This is a genomic window from Bacillus sp. FS02 (genome assembly GCF_024398395.1).
GTDB classification, from domain to species: domain Bacteria; phylum Bacillota; class Bacilli; order Bacillales; family Bacillaceae; genus Bacillus; species Bacillus altitudinis.
On record NZ_CP074101.1, the window covers coordinates 1191659 to 1212344 of the forward strand.

The window sequence follows — 20686 nt, forward strand, 5'->3', positions numbered from 1 at the left end:
ACGATAAGCTATAGATGTACAAACAAATGATAAAAGATTGATTCACTCTATTATAACATTGTGCGTTACATTATTCGGAGGTGCAGAACATGGCAAAAGGATTAAAGGTTGTCACAATCGGCGGAGGATCAAGCTATACACCAGAACTTGTCGAAGGATTCATTAAACGGTACGAGGAATTTCCAATTAGCGAACTTTGGCTCGTCGATATCGAAGCAGGTAAAGAAAAGCTTGAGATCGTCGGAAATCTTGCAAAACGCATGGTGAAAAAAGCAGGGCTTCCAATCGAGGTTCATTTAACTTTAGATCGCCGGAAAGCACTGGTAGACGCTGATTTCGTCACAACACAATTCCGCGTCGGATTACTGGAAGCACGTATGAAGGATGAACGCATTCCTTTAAAATATGATGTCATTGGTCAAGAAACAAACGGTCCAGGCGGTCTATTCAAGGGTCTGCGCACCATCCCTGTCATTCTTGAGATTGTGAAAGATATTGAAGAATTATGCCCGGATGCTTGGCTTGTGAATTTCACAAATCCAGCTGGTATGGTCACAGAAGCCGTACTTCGCTATTCAAACCACCGCAAAGTTGTTGGCTTATGTAACGTACCAATCGGCATTCGCATGGGCATCGCCAAAGGCCTTGATGTCGACGCAAGCAGAGTCGAAGTCAGCTTTGCTGGATTAAACCATATGGTATTTGGACTGAACGTATTCTTAGATGGCAAAAGCATCATGGATCAAGTGATCGAAGACATGGCAGATCCAAACTCTACGATGTCGATGAACAACATTCACGCCATTCCGTGGGATGCTGATTTCTTAAAAGGGCTTGGCGTGATTCCTTGTCCGTACCACCGCTACTATTACAAAACAAGTGATATGTTGGCTGAAGAGAAAAAAGCAGCAGAAAATGAGGGAACTCGTGCAGAAGTCGTCCGTGCACTAGAAAATGACCTGTTCGAGCTTTACAAAGATCCTGATCTTGATATTAAGCCGCCACAACTTGAAAAACGAGGCGGTGCTTACTACAGTGATGCAGCATGTAACTTGATCGCATCCATTTATAACGACAAGCATGACATTCAGCCTGTAAACACAATCAACAATGGCGCCATCAGTGACATTCCAAATGATTCTGCCGTTGAACTGAACTGTGTCATCACAAAAGACGGCCCAAAACCAATTGCTGTTGGTGAAATGCCGGTCGCTGTCAAAGGACTTATTTCTCAAATTAAATCCTTTGAACGTGTAGCCGCTGAAGCAGCCGTGACAGGCGACTACAACACAGCACTTGTCGCCATGACCATCAACCCGCTCGTCCCATCAGATGCCATTGCAAAAAGCATCCTAGATGAAATGCTAGAAGCACACAAAGAATATCTGCCACAGTTTTTCAATAAAGTAGAAGCATAAAAAGAAGCCGCACTTGTCAAAGTGCGGTTTTTCTTATTTCTCGGCAAACAACTGATCCATCTGAGCACGGTCATAGTCTAAGAGCCAGTGCTGTAAACCTTCATAAACTGGACGCAGATGTTCTGGATCTGCCGCAATAAGATCACAACCTCGATCATCATATAAGTGGAAAATCATCTGTTTTGAGAGATTGATGAGATAAATGTCATAACCAAGCTTTCCTTTCATGATTTGATTCGGTTTGTAGAAATCCTCTTGGCATATGGCTTGTAATAGCGGGCGCAATCGAATATCTTGCAACTGACACTTGAGTGTAAATCTCTCTATTTTCATTGTTTCTTCTTGTTTTGGTTGTATATAGGTCACACGCTCGTGACGCAATCGGTGACGCACTTGTCGGTCGGCATATTTTTGATAAACAAGGAGCTTTTGCTTCGTTAATTCATGTTCATGCTGCGTATAGACATCCGTGACAAGTAGAATATCGTCTTCTGGATCAAAAGCATATCTGACAATTTTTAAAGCCCGATCGCCTGCTTTTTCTAATACAACCGATTCTTCTCCTAATGACCAATCTGCCACTTCAAAGCGAAGACCAAAAGGCCACCTATAAAAAAGAGACGGCGTGAGGACAAGATCAGGAAAATGACTTTTTAAAAAACGATTGGTTTGATCGCTCATCTCATGTCCTTCCATTGGTTTTATTTATTATTTTACCGTTGAAACTGATGGAAATTCAATTGGAAATAAACTGTCATTTCTTATATGATAGAAAGAGATGGAGGTGTGACCAATTGAAAGAATGGTTTTTACAGGTATTCCTCACCGCATTGATCACGATGTGGATACAGACTGGACTTGATCAGGCGAACATCATTCAAATCAACAATGTATGGGTCGATGTCAGCAGCTGGATCCTGATCTTCTTTGTCATCTACGCACTTTTTGAATGGACTGCTCACGTCTTAGCAAAACGGAAAATCGCTCATCGCTGAACATCTCTTTTTACAGAGATGTTTTTTGTTGAAACTCTTGCTGCACAAGTTCATGAATCACGCCCATTCCTGCCTGACTTCCACCTGCTGCTGCAAGAACAAGCTGAGCAGGTCCGCCTAAATTATCACCACATGCAAAAATACCGCTGACGGTTGTACGCCCAAGAATATCTGTTTCAATGCCCCCATTTTTCGTCATTTGACAGCCTAGTTTTTCAGCAAAAGGGGTTGACTGCTTGAAATCACTTGCGACAAATCCGCCTTCTCGTTTCACTGTTTCCCCATTCGCAAGGTGAATAGAGTGCAGCTGTCCATTGTCATGATGGATCGCTACAATTGGCACATCAATAACTTGAATAGAATGTGCTGATAACAGTGCTTTCTCCTCTTCAGCTAACACTTGCTGTCCATTTGTAAACACAATCAAATCCTTTGTCCAATTGGAAAGAAGTTTCGCCATATGCAAAGCGCGCTGGTTCTCTGCAATCAGGGCAAGTGGCTTGTCCTTCAGCTCCCAGCCATCGCAGAAAGGACAGCTAAACAACGTCTTTCCATACACATCATGAATCCCGTTGATCTTTGGTAATATATCCTGAAGTCCTGTGGCCAAAATAATTTTTTTCGCTTCGAATCTTTCTCCTTCTTGTGTCAGTAACGCGAAGTTGTCCTCATGATTTTGTATCTCCACAATTCTGCTTCGTTTGATTTGGATATTGGGGTAGTTTTGAAGATCCGCTTCTCCCGCTTGTCTGATCTCAAACGGTGTCACTCCATCATTTGTAATAAATCCATGTGATTCCTGAGTCACTCGATTTCTTGGCATCTCATCATCGAATACCATGACCTGTTTTCTGCCCCGCCCCACAACAAGAGCTGCATTTAATCCGGCTGGTCCGCCTCCGATAATGGCACAATCTAATAACATGTCAATCTCTCCTTTTTATAAAAGACTTTAAAGACTCTTAATATCTATAATTTACTCAAAAAAAATCACATCTTGAAAAATGGATTTTTTTCTGTCTGCTCTATTTGGCTTGCAATATCAACTAACCGCTTTTGACTTAACGTCTCCTGCATTTTCATTTCAACATCCTGCATGACTTGTTCAATCAAACAGCCATCGTGAGGCATGAAAGAATCATGTTCTAAAGAACAACGAAATAAATGGGTTTGTCCTTCTACCGCCTGAATGACGTCTAAAAACGAAATGTCTTCTTTCTTTTTCAGAATGGTGTAACCACCTTTTGCGCCAGGTGTTGATTCAATCAACCCCGCCTTCACAAGCTTTGTTAAAATTTTAGATAAATAGGTAGGTGAAAGATCTTGCATCTTGGCGAGAGGCTCAACGCCTATTGCTTTCCCCTTTGGTGCAAGGGTTAAAAATACCATCGTATGAAGCGCATAGTTGGTCGCTTTAGAATATTTCATAGAAACATTCCTTTCTATCTATTATAGACCTTTTATATCTGTAATTGATCATAAAAGATTCAAGAAGAAAAAGCAAGTATTGTGGATCTGCTTCTTTTTTCATTCCACATTTCGCATTTCCTTCCGATAATAGAAGTAAGCACGAATAAAAGCTTGATGAAGACTAGAAGGAGTGAAAAAAATGTCAGATCAACAGCACAATGCAGCACACGAAGAAGAAGAGGAATTTAACGTATACGACATGCTTCCACCCGCAGGAACAATCATTGGCGAAGCAACAGAAGAAGAAATGGAAGCTGCGGCAGCATTAGAAGTGAGACATTACGCCTTTATGCGTCTGCAAGACTCGTACATTCAATTTGATGGATCTTCTTATAAAGAATTGCTTAAAGACTTTCAAGAACTAGAATTTGATTCTGCAAAGTTTTGGAGAGCCATCGCACGACGCCTGCAAGTCCCATACGAATGGCCAATCCGAATCGACCATGCAAACGGTCCTATTTATATTGGTGAAACAGAAGATAGCCGTGATGTTGAGGAGAGTGCGGAGTAAAGGAATTGGTGACCCCCTTTTGGTGAGGGGGTCTTTTTAATAATTTAAAAGATTTCTATTTCTGATATTTTTCACATGAAATAGATATTCTTATTGCTCTTCTAAATCAAATTCCAACCATAATGATATATTAAAAGCGATTTCATGCATTTCTTCTATTTTTGATTGATTCAATTGCTCCGCAAAACGACGTGCCCTTTGAAAAATATCGTCATTCTGCTTAACCACCACATCATTCAGTGTAAGGATTGTGCTGAGCGCCCAGCCAGCAGTTACTAACATATTTTCGTCTTGAATGGAATTCATAAAAGTTTCTACTTCTGAAAAAAACCACTTGATATCATCAATTTGGTCTAAATGAAAAAACACAATTTTATGAAGTGCCTCAGGGTCTCGAGTCTTCAATATGTCTTTCACTTCTTCTTTTGATAATGGCGGATTCTGCTTTTCATATTCAGCCTGCCACTCTTCATCTGACATCCCATCTTCTTCGCTATCCTCTGCGGTATAATGCCCCGCAATCAATTCATCAAACGAATCCGCTAATTTAAAATCCGTTTCATATTCTAGATCAAAGTAATGAACCGGCGGATGTTCCTTTGTTTCTCTATAATCCAATGCGATCCACGTATGTCCATCTCCACAAATCAGCACAAGTCCCTCAGGCAATTCCCATTCTTCTATTAAATAATCACTGTCCATGATACCTTCGCCTTTGGCAATTCCTCTTAAATGATCAAATGACACATGATCCTCTGCCCATCCATTCGGCTGGTCTGTTGGAAAAGCATTATGCAAGGTATAACCGCCATTTTGTTCGAGGATAAGCTTCTTATATGTATCAGGCAAGATGACGCCTAGTTTCTTTTCTGCTTTTGCAATGCCTTTTTCATTGATTTTCTTAAATGTCTCTTCACTTTCTCTGTCTGTATCCCAAAATGGTTTCAAATAAAATACCTCCAATTGTTATTTCTATCTCATTTTACCATTTAAGAAACCTAGTTTAATAGTCCTATTCATAAAAAAAGAGAAGGGTTCTCCCTCCTCTTGTTGATCATGATTGTTCTTGAATTCTCGCTTCAAATTCATCTAGCATTGCACGCACTTCATCTGTTGATGATGTGTTCATTAATTGGTTTCTTAGGAAGCTCGCTCCTCTGAATCCTTTTACATAAATCTTAAAGAAACGATGCAGTGCCTTAAATGGACGCAAACCTAATGAAGAATATTGATCATGAAGATCAAGATGTAATCTTAAAAGACCTAACAGTTCGTCACTCGTATGCTCTTTCGGCTCTTTTTCAAAAGCAAATGGGTTATGGAAAATCCCACGCCCAATCATCACACCGTCCACTCCATACTGTTCAGCAAGCTTTAAGCCAGTTTGACGGTCAGGAATATCACCATTGATTGTCAAAAGCGTATCAGGGGCTATTTCATCACGTAGTTTTTTAATTTCAGGAATGAGCTCCCAATGCGCATCTACTTGGCTCATTTCCTTTCTTGTACGAAGATGAATCGATAAATTCACAATGTCTTGCTCCAAAATGTGTCTGAGCCAACCACGCCATTCATCGACCTCTGTAAACCCTAGTCTTGTTTTCACACTAACAGGTAATCCCCCTGCTTTTGCCGCTTGAATCAGCTCTGCCGCAACGTCTGGGCGAAGAATCAACCCACTGCCCTTCCCGTTTTGTGTGACATTTGGGACAGGACAGCCCATATTAATATCAAGCCCCTGAAACCCTAATTTCGCCATTCCAATACTCATTTGTCTAAAGTTCTCAGGCTTGTCTCCCCATATATGAGCAACAATCGGCTGCTCATCCTCTGTAAATGTTAAACGGCCTTTCACACTTTGAATGCCATCAGGGTGGCAGTAGCTCTCACTGTTCGTAAACTCTGTAAAAAACACATCCGGTCTCGCCGCCTCACTCACAACATGACGAAACACAACATCTGTCACTTCTTCCATTGGTGCTAATATAAAAAATGGTCGTGGTAAATCACGCCAGAAATTTTTACTCATCTTTCATCCAATTCCTCTCATGACATAGCACCTAAAGGGCATGTCCTTCTATAAAATATCATTATATACTTTAGTAAGAAGCCAACGCAAACGTTCATTCTTGGTGTTAAAAACCTTATTATAACAGGCCTTGATCATAATCAACTATGACCAATAATTGCAAATCATTTTGCAGTTAAAAGTATTCTTTTGGGTAATATTATGTTTTTTTATAAGCGACAATGCAAAAGAAGCGTAAAACAAACGTTAACAAAATACGATCAGCACTATATAAAATATCAAAAATTTCAGAAGGCGTAAACGTTGTTCAAAAAGGAAACTTTCGGGAATCGTGTTATACAACGTGCTGTCAATAAAGCACATGGCAAGCTTGTGAGAACGTACACCTTTTCAAACTGTTCCACTTGTTTTTTGAACAACTAGTCTTTATCACCTAAGCAAATCGGTTCAACTTCATGAAATTAAGTATTTATTCCCCAATCATTCTCCGTATAATGGTAAAATCTCTATTGATTGCGACCAAGCATTAAAGGAGAATACCATGAAAACGTTAGATGTTAAAACTTTGCACCATGCAATTGATCAAACACTGACACAGTTAAAACAACAATCACTACATATCAAATCCCTTGAAAGCCAAATCAATCGAATCATTTCATTGGATGGCGAACTAAAGGGGGAAGCTGGAGAAGCGATTCGAGCGTTTTACTCAGAGTGCCATATCCCTTTCTTGCAATTCTTTCAAGTCACGATTGGAGAATACACCTCCGTACTCCAAAAGGTACAGAATGCACTTCATGCATTTGAGTCAAATGAAAATGGCTTTATCTCACAATCATTTCTCGAGCATGAGCTTGATCAAGGTTTAAAAAATGCCGAAATAGCTGTATCTGATATCATGTCAGATGTGAGCAGTGCCATCGGCAAAGTCAGCCATATTATTCATTTACCAAGTGTGGACGAGTCTGCTTTTCAAGTCAGTTACCAAAAAGCCTGGATGAACATCTCAAAAACCATCGGTACGCTCCATGCCTTTGACAGGGAACAAGCCAGTGCTTTGAATGAAACCAAGAACTCCATACAAACAATGAAGGAATACATAGATACTCTAGGCACAATGTTCACTGGTGCGAAAATCGGGATCACCACCTATCAAAAAGGATCCATTCTCAAAGATAAGGAAGACAAAAAGATCAGCAGTAACCTAAACGAATTGAATAAAAAAATAGACAATCCCGATGGAAATCCAATGGCGATCATGCTTAATAAGCTGAATGATAAAGAGCGATCGAATGTGGATACGGTTGTAAATAGGAAACCCTCTAATAAAATTAATCCAGACGCCGTGTTCGTAAATGGAAAAGTATATAATACAAATGAAAAGATTGACTTCGCAAATGCCAAAACAGTTGACGTTATTCGAGATGGAATGCTCTATCGGTTACGAATAACGGACCAAAACAAAGTGAATATTGAGAGCATCACAAAGATTTCCGACTTAAAACAAACCCCAAAAATCTTAAATACAGCGGTTGAATTTACAGGAATAAATGATGCAATTCGAATCATAACAGGGAGAGACCCTGTATCAGGTGACAAAGTCGCTGACATGGACCGTCTAGTATCAAGCTTGTACATGATACCCGTAGCTAAAATCGCTAAAGTTGGAAAATACGTATTTAAAATCATGAAAGGAGAGAAAGTAGCCAAGAAGATTGTCAAAACACCTTCCTTCGACAAACACTCCGTACCAAAAGGTCCGTATCGTGAAGTAAATGGTTTCCCGGCAAAAGTAAAACCAGGCGCTCAAGAGAAACATATTCCTGATGCACCTAACTATAAGCAAGAAGTTGCGAATGGAAAGACCAAGAGTATCTTCTATGGAGATAATAAAAAGGCACAAGATTTGCTGGATAAGTATGCTGGAAAAGGAGAAACATTAGGTACTAAGAATAAAGAAAGGGTAGACTTTGGCCAAGTGATAGGAAAATACTACGATATTGATACTGGTAAATATGTAGAGACTACTAATGGCATGATACATTATGGCAAAGACGGAGCTCACATCGTACCAGCAAGACCATAATACTATTAAAGGAAGAGGATATACATGGGATACGATTCTTTAATTAGAACATTAATAAAGTATGAAAAAAATAATATGATACTAGAATGGCAACGTGGATTAAGAATTATCGGCAGATTAGATACAGTTTTTGAAACAAATAATATGTTAGACGAGGATGACATCAATTTTACAGAATATATTGCAGCTGCTTTCCGAGTAGATGATATTTTGTCTCATCCTTATGAAAGCGGAGACAGTGTATATGAATGGTTAAGACAAGGGGAAAGCTCCTTAATTGAAATTTCGCTTTATGATGATCCACCAAGTAAAATTTTAGTAGACGATCAAACAGTATGGAATTTAGATAGTACTGAATAACAATTGTATGTTTAAGGCCCTCTTGAAATGGGTTATGGAGAAAAAGTAATAGTGGCTTAAATAAATTTAATCATTGAGAAAAGCCGCCCAGCTGGACGTCCAATTTTACATATTAATCTTATTCATTGAGCAGGAGCAATTTTGGCTACTGGCGCACCACAAAACAGCATGAACGCAAACAATACAGGCGGTTTAATTGCTATATTCATAACTCCAAGAGCGCCTAATACAGCTTCAGCTATCCAATCTCCCTTTTCAATTGATTTTTGTAGATGCTTTAAATTCCCCTTAGCGAGGCCAATTGCATCCTCCACAGCGAGTTACCGTGTTACTTTTCGTGGTCGCTTCTTGATTCATTAATTTTACAAAAGCGACCATTCCATCTTTCACTTCAGCTGAATAAGGTGATTTTGCAAGCTCCTCCTCATTAATGACGAAGCCTTTTTTTTCAGAAACAATAATCTTTGTGAAGATGTATTCAACTTCTTTTAAAGACTTCTCAATTTGTTCTTCTGTCAAACCTTCTAATCCCTTTGTGCTTTGTGTCTTTGCAGCAGCAGCTGGCGCAAATGCAGTTATAGCCAAGAATAATGCTAACATTAAATATAATAATCTCTTCATTTTAAAACCCCCAGTCACCTCCCAAATCAGAGAAAAACACATCAACTTTTCATGTATATCTATAATAATTTCAATTTATTATCGCAAAGTTCCTTTTGTCTTCCAATATTTATGTAAAAACAAGTAATAAGAAGCATTAAACAAGATAGATGTACCCTCCTTTCGTAACTTGTTTTTTTGATATTCAATAGATATGGATAAAATATAGGTGGACTTGAAGTAACTGAATTAACACAAAAAAAGCCCCTCCGATAGGGACTGACCCCCGTTTTTGAGACAGGGATCAAAATACCTTTATAAAACAGGCAGTTGCCGAAATTCTTTTGGTGACTGCCTGTTTTATTTCAATTGAATTCGGATATTGTTATAATAATCAATATACCCCCTGACCGTTTTTTCTACAATGGTTGTTGTAGTGTTTGTCAAGTGGTGGAGATAGAATCCTTCTGTTTTTAAACTGGAGTGGAAGGATTCTATGGGGGAATTATCAGCGGGCATTCCCTTCCGGGACATGCTCATGGTAATGCTTTTTTCCTTTATCTCCTTTTGATAAGCATAAGAAGTGTAGACCGAACCTTGATCACTATGAAGTACGCAACCTTTAGGTAATGTCTGTAACTGCTTCAATGTATCTAAAACAAGAGTAACATCCTGTTTATTACCAATCGTATAAGCCACAATCTCACTAGTATACAAATCTTTTATGCTGGATAGATAAAGTAGTTTTTGACCAAATGGCAAATACGTTCTATCTGTCACTAGTTTTTCAAGTGGCTTTGTCGCAGTAAAATCCTGTTTTAAGTGATTTTTTGCAATATAGTAAGGTTGACCAATCTGTTTACGCTTTTTCACATGACACTGTAAACCTTAGGTTTGCATAATGCGTTGTACTGTCTTATGATTTATGCTCCTTTCTTTTCGCAGTAAGGCCGTTATTTTACGATAACCGTACGTATGACTCACAAAGCGACGATATGACGTCAATTAACACTTGCTGTTTTGGCTGGAGACCTTGTTTTTTCCAACGATAAAATGTTGATCTTGCAATCTCAAACATCTGACAGAATGCACTTACACTTACTGTGTCTTTTACCGTATCGTAAATCGACACGAATGCTTCTTTTTTCACTTCCTTTCCCATCCTATATACTTTTTTAATAGGTCAATTTGTTGTTTTAAATAAAGATTTTCTGTTTTCAACTTCTCGTTTTGATATTCTGGTCCTTTCCCGTAGGTATACTGCTTTCCAACTGGTTGATGAAATCGATGGATTTCACCCTCGCGATACCATTTCATCCACGTTTTCACTTGTGTTCTATTCTTAATTCCTAACTTGTCTATATTTCTTTTGTCGGGATTCCAGCTAATCTCATTTGAACGGCCTCTTCTTTTACACTAATCGGATAAATAACTTCCCATGCAAAAAACACCTCCAAATTGTTTTCATATATGCTATACCCATTTTTCAATTTAAAGGTGTTTTTATTTGTCTCACTTTATGCGGTCAGTCCCATAAAGAAGGGCTTTCTTTTGTTTTACCTGAGCATATTTCGTACGCTTTGTTTTATTTGAAGATAACTTCTTTAAATCCGACGGCTATTTATCGTAATTCCTTTCGCATGCCCCTCGGCCAACAAATCAAGGAAATATTCTTATTTGATCAGCGCATCATCTCTTTTCGATTTATAAAAAGGTTTTCTGTCAAAATTGCTGACATTTCCAACGGTCTGCTGTTTTTTCTTTTATTTTGTTATAAATCGTAACTTTTACGCTCTTAAACCCTTATTATTAAAGGGATAAAGACGCGACGCACTCCACATGTGTTGAATACATTTCACAGACAAAATCAAAGGCGACTATAACTACTTAATTAATAAGCGTTATTAATTTTAGTATTTCCAAGTATTAACTTACCCCTACCCAGTGCTGAATGAATATTTAATTGTAACCATATTTTTGGTAAGGCTCGATAACTTTGTATCAAATATTATGAAATTACAATTGTACGTCAATGTAAATGATTTTCCATGTTTATAATTCCTTCCAGATCTAGGTCATTCTTTATAGTATCAGGAATTACACTTTTTATAACCTTTGGGAATAATCCTCTTTGTATCTTATTCACATCTCAAGCGTCTTACTTTTCAGTAATGTCTGTCGTTTTTTTTAATAACAGAGTATTATAGTAAATTTCATTTGCTTTTAATTGTTTTTCTCTACTAATTTTGGTTGAAATAATTGACATTAGAGTAACTACGATTGTTAATGTGCCACCAAGTAACACTGCAATAAACGACATATTGTTATCCATTGTTAAATTACTGATTTGTTTGTCATTTGTGTAGATTAGAAAAAACATCACACTAATAGTCATTGTCATTGCCATTACAGTTGTGGATACTAATAAAGGTAGTTTATTAGTATTTGGATATGTATTCCGTTCACTTCTCTTTTCTTCTTTCTTTTTATATTCTTCACTTTCAATTTGTATAATCTTTTCTTCTAGACTCTCTGATATGCTTATCTTTTTATCTATAGCTATAAAATTAGTGTCAAATATTTCTCTTATTAAATCCTCAAGAATTTCCTTTATACTGTACATATCTTGCAGCTTAACGTTATACTTTCTTGATAACGAAGATAATAATGAATTAAGTATTTTTAGGGAGGGAAGTTCTCCCTCAGAAATAGATAATATTAATAAACCAATCATTTCCTTATTACTTTGATGCACCTTTTTAAAATAGTCTTTTTTACTAATCTTATTAAATATGAAATTAGTCATATAAAATACAAATAAACCGCTTATTATTCCTCCACCAATACCAACAATCCATGGATTTTCCCACATGATGAACACCCCTTCAATATTACTATAAGTGCTAATTTATCAATTTTCACTTTAACTCTGTTCACTTTAAAATAAAATAGAAACAGAGGTGATTATTATTAATAATAATTCTGTAAATACTGCCTATGTTGATCTAAAATCTATTCAAAAACTTATTTTATGCTCCGTAAATGATAATGAATTTTTAAGTACTCATATTTATTTCGTACTTAGAGACATTTGTTTAATTTTAGAAAGTATTTTGTTGTTTTATTCCTGATAAAATAGAAATTGATGAAAGAATAAAATTGATAAGAAATCGAGTCCATCTCTTTTCTAAGAAAAAAGGACGAAATCAAAAAATATATAATAATATTATTGATTATCATATAAGCGTTTTTGGTGACGATATAAACAATATAGGGTTTTATATGAATAAAGAGGAAGAAATAGTTGGAAGCACACTTTATTCTACATATACCTTATTAAACATTGAAACATTTCCACTTTTGGATGAAGAGCCCAATACAAAATATAGCATATTTTATTTAGCAAAGTATATAGGTAAAGCCTCTACTTTCTTGATTGAATTTCTCGAAAATAAGTATGGGATTTCTCCAAACACTAACATTAACGTAGAGAAGATATCCTCAAATCCATATAAATGTTGGGATATAAATCATCAAATGTTATTTAAATATGAAAGCGATGCAAGTAACTCATTTATTCTTAGACTGATTTTAAGCTTACAAGAGATTAATAATGCTATATGGATAAAAGACACTTATGTATCAAATTAATAAATCCAAATTTTTCAGATGACTATATTCAAATTAGATTGATAACATTAAAAACAGATGAGATTATAGATAATCTATTGAATTTAAGAACTTACTCAAAAGATGATTTTGAAAAATGGAATAATATTAGTAACGGGAGAATTAATTCCATTCTAGAGGATTTTGAAAAAGATATAAAAACAGTATGTTCAATAATGAGAAACATGGTACATTACGACATTACCTCAGAAGAGGAGGATAAAAACTTCTTAGGTTATTTAAACAAAGCAGTAGGTCTTAATACTAAATTTCATACAAGAACTACTAATAACATTGTTGCTAATTATCTCAAACCTATTAGATTTGAGATAATTAATTTTCTTCAGATTAATAATATTAAACCATATTCAGATTTAGAAATGATTATAAACCTTATTTATAAGCTTATGACTGACAAAAAATAGTTCCATTAAAAAAGTGTGAAAGACTGTATTTTATAGTCCCTCACACTTTTAGGATGTAAATATTTGTTCGTTCATTTAATCACATTCAATATTGTCTCTTATTCCGTTTTTTATGTCTTTTTTTCTTAGGTCTAACCGATTTATTTACCTTTGCTTGCTTCGGTTGTTTCTTTGAGATTTCTTTAACAGAAAAAGGATTTTCTTTCAATGTATAATCCATAAAAGCAATTCCTGGATCTGCCTCATCCAAAACCAATAATGGTCGTGGAACTTCTACTAGTTTTTCATAAAACCCTTTCATAGCTACAGGATTTTGCAAATAATTTAGTAAGTCTTCAATATCAGGTTCAGATCCCTTCCACAGACTTTCGACAACAACGTTATTTAAGGGATTATTAATTTCATTTGTGTGAGTTTTAATATTTGGATCAACAAAAAACTTTGAAAATGCTGAAAAGTCAGTAACATAAACATCATCTTCTATTCTACCTGTAAAATCAAATATGTTTAAACACACTATTTTAATTATCTTTTTAGGAGGATCATTTGGTAGATCTATATCAGATTGCTCTTTAATTTTCGTCCATTCTTTTTTGACTATTTCTTCTCTTCGTTTAGCCTGTTTTACCCCTTCTAGCACATCTTCTTCTCTTTGTTTAATTTCTTTGGTAGTAAAAGGTCTTTTTATGCACTTTATTTCAACAATCAATAGTGCATCTTTAAACATTCCGATAAAATCAAATTCTACTTCCTTGCCGTCATAGGCAGTAAAAGTTATTGGTTTAGGATTTACTGACAAGAAAGGAACAGAACCAAGTAACAAACGCATCATGCTTTCATATTCTGTACCCTTTTTAGAAACATCTATATCCCACTTAGAGATATGAGTCTCTATTATTCTATTATCGTTCATCTGGTTTATTAAATGTGGCGTAAAAATAATATGTTCATTTCCCACATAGATTAGTGGTTTACTGAAAATGTCAAAAGGCGAATTAGGATAGAATATATATTGTTCCAAAATTCCTTTTGCATTATCATTTGCGATACTATATTTGTTTGAAAAATCTGCTACTAAATCATTGATTGAGAAGATTGGTGCAAGGTATTTAAATGTATTTTCATCATTATCATTAAATTTTCTATGTGAAATATCACGATATAACAATGCCAAAACTTTTAAATATTGACCACCAAGTAATAATTCTCTAATTGTAATATTTCTTTTAGAGCCTAATCTAATATTTTCTATTGTAGATCCTAAATTTTCTCTCTGCATGTCATATGCAACATCAACGTATATTTGTATAAAACTAGTGTATGTCTCAAAAACTTCTTTTTTTACTGAAAAAATAGTTGTAGGATCTTCTTCTATGGGTATTTCTTGATCTACATGGGTTTTATTAAACTTCTCAATAATCTCTTTTGATTTAATGATGGCTTTTTGTGAATAGATATGATCTTTATACCTATATCTCAGAGTAGCAGCTCTTTCTTTTTTAAATTTTCCACTGTCTTGTGGTTTGAAATATAATACATTTTTTCCTTCATAATCATATACATCATAATCCCAAAAACCAAATTTCACCTTTTCCCACAAACTCTCTAATCCAAAACGATGAGAGGTTAATAATAGTAATTTTTCAATTGAAGGAAGGTAATATGGAGAAATTTTCTCATGCACCATAAACTCTTTGTCAATTTTATCTTTGTATTTAAAATGTAATAATCTTGTTAATGTATTTGTATATTCAATGATTGCCTCTAAATTATCAGCAACTGAAATATGTTCATCTTGAGAAGAGATTTCGTATTCTAAGCCAGTAATATAACCTTCTTTATAATTTCCCTTAACAACATCTTGTGAATAAATAGACTGACTCTCAATAAAGGTGCATAGTATTTGTATTTGTTTAGTAAAAGGATAGTCAAGAAAGTCTATGTCTGTTAAGTTTTTCATGTTTTTTTTGTTATTTTCAGCAATAAAATGAATTGCCAGAATTAGTTTATAACAGACCTCATCGAAATCTTTAGCTGTATCTAATTCTTCAAAATTTTCTTTAACAATCTTTGATGCTTGCATGAACTGATTTAATTTCTTCTCATCATAATTTCTGCTTAAGGGTTCAGGTAAGCAGCCATGGAGAAGTAGATTTTTTCTAAAATTTTCTTGGTTCAATATAAATAATGGACCTAATACTTTTATTATCTCAATAAGGTTTCCCTCATTTATTGCTTGTTTTAAATCCTCAAAAGTATAATTAGTCATTATGTTTTCCTTTCACTTCAAATTATTTATATAAACGTATCCACTATCAATTTTATCCACCCTTTTCAACTATATCGAAGATCTTATTATGGTTATCTAGGTCAAGATTTAATTAGTTTTGCTCTTCCGTCTCAATTTGTTTCTTTAATAATACTTTTTCTAGATTATGTTTTTCTCTTGCCCTTGTTAATTGAGCAAGACTTAAGCCACCTTCAAATATTGCTTTTAATTGGCTTCTGTGGGATACTTATTTATGTGTGTAATTCCTAATATTTGAATTTTGTGAATTTCTTTTTAGTAAATTCCCACAACAGGACGAGCAACTTTCATTAGTAAATTAAAAAATCCCTTATAATAGAAACTTTCGAAAATAATAAATTCATTTTTATTTTTTACAACATAACCTTTTGAAATTAATTCTTCTGTTATATCCTGAAGTTTTACCTCCTCTTTTTCGTACTTATTAAATAAGTCTGAATATCTATCCTATATTTTATCAATACGCTCTAATAAATTGGGGAGATCTTTCACCTCAGTAGAAACATCATTCAATACCGTTTACCCAACCTCGATTATCTCTTTAATAATTGTTCTAAAATCTTTGTAATTACTTATTTTCAGATATGAGTCTGTAATCACTTCAATTGGTATTCTTACCTTCAGTCTTTCATTTATAAACAAATCATTTATTGTTTCATGGATCTGAAATATTGTTCTTATATAGAAGATAGTCTTATTAGGAAGCAAACTTATAGGTAATCTAATAGAACTAAGTAGTTTAGTATCTTTTGGATTTAACAAATCAACAATGTGTAATACTTACGCTAAATATGGTAATAAAGCATATACGAACCATGCAATCAAGGAACAAGAACTAACTGAAATAATCCTTAATGACCTCAAGAACATGTCTAGTAGCTTAGACCATCCCAACCTAGAAAGTAAAGTTGAGAAAAAGGTAAAGGCTACCGCAAAAAAGAACGAGTCTAGATTGGAGTCTATCGAGAGACAAGTTCAGAAGAAAATAGAACAAAAGTGGAACGCCTTACAAAAATACATTAGTGAGGACATATCTAAACAGGACTATGATGACTTTGTAAGTATGATTCAAGAAAAGCTACAACAACTCGAAGTAGAGAAAATAGAAATGATAAAGGAGATGGCGGAAAATCACGAAACAAGTAATATCTCTGCCATCATGGAACAACTTAAAAGCTTTTTAAAGTTCAATAAGGTAACATCCGAAATGTTACTATGTTTTGTTGATAAAATTGAAGTAACAGAAAACACAGATGTTAAGATTTACTATAAGTTTACACAGGTTGAGGGATTATAATTCCCTCAATCATTTTTTAAAACTAGCTGTGAAACACACTCCACATGACTCGTATGCGGAAACATATCCACAGGCTGCACTTCCTCCGTCACATACCCACCATCTTCAAGAATACGCAAATCACGAGCAAGCGTCCCTGGATTACAGGACACATACACAACACGGTTCGGTTTCATCTTTAAAATCGTATCAAGCAGTGCTTCGTCACAGCCTTTTCTTGGTGGATCAACGACAAGAGTGTCTGCTTTAATGCCTTCTTTGTACCAGTTTGGGATAACGGTTTCTGCTTCGCCGACTGCGAATTCAACGTTGTTGATTCCGTTTAAGGCAGCGTTGCGTTTTGCATCTTCAATCGCTTCTGGCACAATTTCCACGCCATATACTCTGCCTGCTTTTTGTGCGAGAAATAAGGAAATTGTACCGATTCCGCAATACGCATCGATCACGGTTTCTTCTCCTTGCAGCTCGGCATATTCAAGGGCTTTATCGTAAAGAACCTTTGTTTGAGCTGGATTCACTTGATAAAACGAGCGGGCTGAAATGGCAAATTTGATGTCGCCAATCGTGTCATAAATGTATTCTTCTCCCCATAAAACGGTCGTTTCGTCTCCGAAAATGACATTTGTCTTCTTTGAATTTACGTTTTGTACAATTGACCGAACGTGTGGGAAGCGTGCTATAATCTGTTCAATCACCTGCTGCTTTTGCGGAAAATCAGCCGTTCTTGTGACAAACACAACCATCATTTCACCTGTTGCAATACCGTAACGAACCATGACATGGCGAAGCCAGCCTTTATGACGTTCTTCGTTATATGCTTTGATGCCAAACGCATTGCAGATGTCTTTTACTGCCTGTACCACTTCGTCATTTTCTGATTGCTGGATCAAGCATTTTTCCATATCAATGATTTCATGGGTACGCTGCTGATAAAATCCAGCAACAAGTCCGCCTTCCCGTTCGCCAACTGGTACTTGTGCTTTGTTTCGGTAGTTCCAAGGGTCTTCCATGCCGAGTACAGGATGAACTTTTACACGGCTCATATCAAGCTTGCCGATCCGCTCCAATACGTCCTTTACTTGTTTCTGTTTAAAAAGCAGCTGGCCTTCATAGCTCATGTGCTGAATTTGACAGCCTCCGCACTGCTTATAGATAGGACATGGCGCATCTTGCCTGTGCTGACTTTCCTTTGTCAGCTCCATGAGTCGTCCAAAAGCAAATCCTTTTTTGACACGTGTGACTTTGATTTTCCCTTGTTCGTCAGGAAGGGCATTCGGTACAAATACAGGGAAACCCTCAACTTTCGCTACACCTGCACCTTCGTGCGTTAAATCTTCGAAGGTTACATTGTAGTATTCATTTTTTTGAACAGGCGGTTTCATTTTCACCAATTTTATCACCTCATTTGCAAAGAAAAACTTGGTCGCCATAAGGAACCAAGTTCAGTCTTCACCCTATTTTTTCAGCTGTTGCTTTTGGCACAATAAATTCAATATGGCGATACAGGTTTTCAAATTCACCTGGCAGCATGCCGCCGTATTCACCATCTAAATTCAATTGCATTTTATCTTTTACATCTACCTTCACGCGATTCGCTTTTGCGTAGATGACATTGTTATCATGAATATGCTCGCCTCTGAGTGCAAGGCTGACCACTCGAATGGCTTCTGCTAGGTTGACCTTCTTTAAAATAATCAGATCAAACATCCCATCATCTAAAATAGAATCTGGTGCCAGCTTTTCAAAGCCGCCTACTGAGTTTGTTAGTGAAACAAGAAACAGCATGATTTCTCCATGAAACAATTTGCCGTCATATTCAATTTCGACTTCTGTCGGGCGAATGGAAGGAAGCATCTCCATACCTTTCAAATAATACGCAAGTTGTCCTAGCATGGTTTTCAGCTTACTAGGCACTTCATAGGTCAGCTCTGTTAATCGGCCGCCTCCCGCAATATTAATGAAATACTGTCCATTCACTTTACCAATATCAAGCGGCTTTGCTACACCATCAATGATGGCATCTGTCGCTTTTAAAATATCTTCTCTTGGAATGCCAAGTGCTCTTGCGAAGTCATTGGTCGTTCCAACTGGAATGATTCCTAATTTTGGTCTTTTTTCAAGCGGCGCTAATCCGTTGACGACTTCATTAATCGTGCCGTCTCCACCAGCTGCTACAATTAAATCAAAGTCTCTCTGTGCGGCTTTTTCGGCTGCTTGTGTTGCATCTCCTGCACATGTCGTCGCATGACAAGATGTTTCATAGCCAGCCTGTTCAAATTTTTGCAAAACCTGCGGTAAATTCTTCTTAAAGAGTTCACGTCCAGATGTCGGATTGTATATAATTCGAGCACGTTTCATTCATCATCATCCTATTATCATTATGCAATCTATTTTCACCACTAACAACCTTTAATTATACTATGAGATTTGAAAATGGCAACAGAACAACCCCCTAATATTTGAAATCTCACGGTACGTTTCCCTCAGCAGATCAGCATTCTGATAAGATAAAAGAAAACGATGAAAAGGATGGTATGCCATGAAAAAGCCTGTCTATTTCAACCATGACGGCGGTGTTGATGATCTCGTGTCCTTATTTCTACTTCTTCAAATGGAACACCTGAAAGTAATCGGGATGTCTGTGATTCCTGCTGATTGTTATTTAGAGCCTGCGCTGAGCGCTTCTCAGAAAATTATTGATCGATTTAGCCCATATGAGATTGAAGTAGCCGCTTCTAATTCTAGAGGTGTCAATCCATTTCCAAAGGAATGGCGTATGCATGCTTTTTATGTAGATGCCCTGCCGATTTTAAATGAAAAAGGCGCTGTTGATACAAAAGTATCTAAGCTTCCTGCACATCTTCACCTGATTGAAACGGTGAAAAAGTCAACAGAACCTGTTACCCTGCTCTTTACAGGACCGCTCACAGACCTTGCACGCGCCTTAGAAGAAGATCCTTCCATCTCAAATAAAATTGAGAAACTGGTGTGGATGGGCGGCACATTCCTTGAAAAAGGCAATGTCGAAGAACCTGAGCATGATGGAACAGCAGAATGGAATGCTTTTTGGGACCCTTATGCTGTGAGCACCGTATTTCAAGAGCGTTTTCCAATTGAAATGGTCGCACTTGAAAGTACAAATCAGGTTCCGCTCACACTCGATGTCCGTCAACGATGGGCTTCCCTGCGCTCCCACATCGGGATTGACTTTATCGGACAATGTTATGCCTTTTGTCCACCTCTCATTCATCACGAAACAAACTCGACTTACTACTTATGGGATGTGCTGACAACCATCACTCTTGCTTCTACCTCATTTACCCGTTCAAAAGAAATGAATGCAATTGTTTATACTGAAACACCAAGACAAGGACGTACCGAAGAACATCCAGATGGAAAGACGATTCATGTCATTGACCACGTCGATCGGGAGGCCTTTTTCGAGGCCTTTGAAGAGCTGATGAGAAAAGCGGTTTGTCAGATTTCATCATAAAAAAGCCCCGCTCATTAGCGGGGCT

19 protein-coding genes and 1 pseudogene are annotated in these 20686 nt (G+C 36.5%); 9 read left to right on the forward strand and 11 right to left on the reverse strand.

Features of this window, described 5'->3' with window-relative positions:
- Positions 1-89: 89 nt before the first annotated feature.
- The gene (locus tag KFQ09_RS06125) at positions 90-1418 is read left to right on the forward strand and encodes a 6-phospho-beta-glucosidase (RefSeq protein WP_056408143.1); all 1329 of its coding nucleotides are present in this window, start codon (positions 90-92) and stop codon (positions 1416-1418) included.
- 33 nt (positions 1419-1451) lie between these two features.
- On the opposite strand, the gene KFQ09_RS06130 is transcribed toward KFQ09_RS06125, so the two are convergent.
- Entirely contained in the window at positions 1452-2099 is a 648-nt protein-coding gene (locus KFQ09_RS06130) for a DUF3885 domain-containing protein (RefSeq protein ID WP_255836108.1), read from the reverse strand.
- A 113-nt stretch (positions 2100-2212) separates the two neighbouring features.
- On the opposite strand from KFQ09_RS06130, the gene KFQ09_RS06135 reads away from it, so the two are divergent.
- Entirely contained in the window at positions 2213-2413 is a 201-nt protein-coding gene (locus KFQ09_RS06135) for a hypothetical protein (RefSeq protein WP_255836109.1), read from the forward strand.
- 10 nt (positions 2414-2423) lie between these two features.
- Here the strand turns inward: KFQ09_RS06135 and KFQ09_RS06140 are convergent, their stop codons facing one another.
- Together KFQ09_RS06140 and KFQ09_RS06145 are read right to left on the reverse strand one after the other, a co-directional pair.
- Positions 2424-3338, reverse strand: coding sequence for an NAD(P)/FAD-dependent oxidoreductase (locus tag KFQ09_RS06140; protein ID WP_255836110.1), 915 nt, complete (start codon positions 3336-3338; stop codon positions 2424-2426).
- 65 nt (positions 3339-3403) lie between these two features.
- Positions 3404-3841 (reverse strand): Rrf2 family transcriptional regulator, encoded by a 438-nt coding sequence (locus KFQ09_RS06145; protein ID WP_017366776.1) that lies wholly within the window; start codon positions 3839-3841, stop codon positions 3404-3406.
- Between the two features lie 181 nt (positions 3842-4022).
- Between KFQ09_RS06145 and KFQ09_RS06150 the strand changes: the two genes are divergently transcribed.
- A complete protein-coding gene (locus tag KFQ09_RS06150) occupies positions 4023-4394 on the forward strand; it encodes a hypothetical protein (protein WP_007496834.1) in 372 nt (123 codons plus the stop codon).
- A 90-nt stretch (positions 4395-4484) separates the two neighbouring features.
- Here the strand turns inward: KFQ09_RS06150 and KFQ09_RS06155 are convergent, their stop codons facing one another.
- The gene (locus tag KFQ09_RS06155) at positions 4485-5342 is read right to left on the reverse strand and encodes an SMI1/KNR4 family protein (RefSeq protein ID WP_046342884.1); all 858 of its coding nucleotides are present in this window, start codon (positions 5340-5342) and stop codon (positions 4485-4487) included.
- 106 nt (positions 5343-5448) lie between these two features.
- Entirely contained in the window at positions 5449-6423 is a 975-nt protein-coding gene (locus tag KFQ09_RS06160; RefSeq protein WP_255836111.1) for a tRNA dihydrouridine synthase, read from the reverse strand.
- A 541-nt stretch (positions 6424-6964) separates the two neighbouring features.
- Here KFQ09_RS06160 and KFQ09_RS06165 point away from each other — a divergent pair.
- Positions 6965-8509 (forward strand): T7SS effector LXG polymorphic toxin, encoded by a 1545-nt coding sequence (locus KFQ09_RS06165; RefSeq protein ID WP_255836112.1) that lies wholly within the window; start codon positions 6965-6967, stop codon positions 8507-8509.
- A gap of 24 nt (positions 8510-8533) precedes the next feature.
- Positions 8534-8869: a hypothetical protein gene (locus tag KFQ09_RS06170; RefSeq protein ID WP_213406486.1), complete on the forward strand. Its 336-nt coding sequence runs from the start codon at positions 8534-8536 to the stop codon at positions 8867-8869.
- A 288-nt stretch (positions 8870-9157) separates the two neighbouring features.
- Here the strand turns inward: KFQ09_RS06170 and KFQ09_RS06175 are convergent, their stop codons facing one another.
- The 3 genes and pseudogenes from KFQ09_RS06175 to KFQ09_RS06185 form a co-directional block, all read right to left on the reverse strand.
- Positions 9158-9490: a hypothetical protein gene (locus KFQ09_RS06175; protein ID WP_234941395.1), complete on the reverse strand. Its 333-nt coding sequence runs from the start codon at positions 9488-9490 to the stop codon at positions 9158-9160.
- A 339-nt stretch (positions 9491-9829) separates the two neighbouring features.
- Positions 9830-10863 (reverse strand): annotated as a pseudogene (locus tag KFQ09_RS06180) (IS3 family transposase).
- Positions 10864-11627: 764 nt separating this feature from the next.
- Positions 11628-12341: a hypothetical protein gene (locus KFQ09_RS06185; protein WP_213406485.1), complete on the reverse strand. Its 714-nt coding sequence runs from the start codon at positions 12339-12341 to the stop codon at positions 11628-11630.
- Between the two features lie 410 nt (positions 12342-12751).
- Here KFQ09_RS06185 and KFQ09_RS06190 point away from each other — a divergent pair, with 410 nt between their 5' ends.
- Both KFQ09_RS06190 and KFQ09_RS06195 read left to right on the forward strand, forming a co-directional pair.
- Positions 12752-13120: a hypothetical protein gene (locus KFQ09_RS06190; RefSeq protein WP_213406484.1), complete on the forward strand. Its 369-nt coding sequence runs from the start codon at positions 12752-12754 to the stop codon at positions 13118-13120.
- On the forward strand, positions 13090-13563 hold the full coding sequence (locus KFQ09_RS06195; protein WP_213406483.1) for a hypothetical protein: 474 nt from the start codon (positions 13090-13092) through the stop codon (positions 13561-13563). The genes KFQ09_RS06190 and KFQ09_RS06195 overlap by 31 nt, the downstream gene beginning before the upstream one ends.
- A gap of 85 nt (positions 13564-13648) precedes the next feature.
- Here KFQ09_RS06195 and KFQ09_RS06200 read toward each other — a convergent pair whose 3' ends face one another.
- The gene (locus tag KFQ09_RS06200) at positions 13649-15832 is read right to left on the reverse strand and encodes a hypothetical protein (RefSeq protein WP_255836113.1); all 2184 of its coding nucleotides are present in this window, start codon (positions 15830-15832) and stop codon (positions 13649-13651) included.
- 907 nt (positions 15833-16739) lie between these two features.
- Between KFQ09_RS06200 and KFQ09_RS06205 the strand changes: the two genes are divergently transcribed.
- Positions 16740-17168, forward strand: a complete 429-nt coding sequence (locus tag KFQ09_RS06205) for a DUF4368 domain-containing protein (RefSeq protein WP_234941394.1) — start codon at positions 16740-16742, stop codon at positions 17166-17168.
- A gap of 5 nt (positions 17169-17173) precedes the next feature.
- Here KFQ09_RS06205 and rlmD read toward each other — a convergent pair whose 3' ends face one another.
- Positions 17174-18556: a 23S rRNA (uracil(1939)-C(5))-methyltransferase RlmD gene (gene rlmD, locus KFQ09_RS06210; RefSeq protein ID WP_213406481.1), complete on the reverse strand. Its 1383-nt coding sequence runs from the start codon at positions 18554-18556 to the stop codon at positions 17174-17176.
- 61 nt (positions 18557-18617) lie between these two features.
- Positions 18618-19526: a diacylglycerol kinase gene (locus tag KFQ09_RS06215; RefSeq protein ID WP_007496845.1), complete on the reverse strand. Its 909-nt coding sequence runs from the start codon at positions 19524-19526 to the stop codon at positions 18618-18620.
- Between the two features lie 181 nt (positions 19527-19707).
- Here KFQ09_RS06215 and KFQ09_RS06220 point away from each other — a divergent pair, with 181 nt between their 5' ends.
- On the forward strand, positions 19708-20661 hold the full coding sequence (locus tag KFQ09_RS06220) for a nucleoside hydrolase (protein ID WP_116307596.1): 954 nt from the start codon (positions 19708-19710) through the stop codon (positions 20659-20661).
- Positions 20662-20686 lie beyond the last annotated feature (25 nt).

What these genes read in the sequence shown, in the direction of transcription:
- KFQ09_RS06175 (WP_234941395.1), bottom strand. Translation starts at nt 9,490, where the DNA reads ATGAAGAGATTATTATATTTAATGTTAGCATTATTCTTGGCTATAACT.
- KFQ09_RS06220 (WP_116307596.1), top strand. Translation starts at nt 19,708, where the DNA reads ATGAAAAAGCCTGTCTATTTCAACCATGACGGCGGTGTTGATGATCTC.
- KFQ09_RS06130 (WP_255836108.1), bottom strand. Translation starts at nt 2,099, where the DNA reads ATGAGCGATCAAACCAATCGTTTTTTAAAAAGTCATTTTCCTGATCTT.
- KFQ09_RS06170 (WP_213406486.1), top strand. Translation starts at nt 8,534, where the DNA reads ATGGGATACGATTCTTTAATTAGAACATTAATAAAGTATGAAAAAAAT.
- KFQ09_RS06205 (WP_234941394.1), top strand. Translation starts at nt 16,740, where the DNA reads ATGTCTAGTAGCTTAGACCATCCCAACCTAGAAAGTAAAGTTGAGAAA.
- KFQ09_RS06140 (WP_255836110.1), bottom strand. Translation starts at nt 3,338, where the DNA reads ATGTTATTAGATTGTGCCATTATCGGAGGCGGACCAGCCGGATTAAAT.
- KFQ09_RS06145 (WP_017366776.1), bottom strand. Translation starts at nt 3,841, where the DNA reads ATGAAATATTCTAAAGCGACCAACTATGCGCTTCATACGATGGTATTT.
- KFQ09_RS06190 (WP_213406484.1), top strand. Translation starts at nt 12,752, where the DNA reads ATGAATAAAGAGGAAGAAATAGTTGGAAGCACACTTTATTCTACATAT.
- KFQ09_RS06200 (WP_255836113.1), bottom strand. Translation starts at nt 15,832, where the DNA reads ATGACTAATTATACTTTTGAGGATTTAAAACAAGCAATAAATGAGGGA.
- KFQ09_RS06165 (WP_255836112.1), top strand. Translation starts at nt 6,965, where the DNA reads ATGAAAACGTTAGATGTTAAAACTTTGCACCATGCAATTGATCAAACA.
- KFQ09_RS06195 (WP_213406483.1), top strand. Translation starts at nt 13,090, where the DNA reads ATGGATAAAAGACACTTATGTATCAAATTAATAAATCCAAATTTTTCA.
- KFQ09_RS06185 (WP_213406485.1), bottom strand. Translation starts at nt 12,341, where the DNA reads ATGTGGGAAAATCCATGGATTGTTGGTATTGGTGGAGGAATAATAAGC.
- KFQ09_RS06150 (WP_007496834.1), top strand. Translation starts at nt 4,023, where the DNA reads ATGTCAGATCAACAGCACAATGCAGCACACGAAGAAGAAGAGGAATTT.
- KFQ09_RS06215 (WP_007496845.1), bottom strand. Translation starts at nt 19,526, where the DNA reads ATGAAACGTGCTCGAATTATATACAATCCGACATCTGGACGTGAACTC.
- KFQ09_RS06160 (WP_255836111.1), bottom strand. Translation starts at nt 6,423, where the DNA reads ATGAGTAAAAATTTCTGGCGTGATTTACCACGACCATTTTTTATATTA.
- KFQ09_RS06125 (WP_056408143.1), top strand. Translation starts at nt 90, where the DNA reads ATGGCAAAAGGATTAAAGGTTGTCACAATCGGCGGAGGATCAAGCTAT.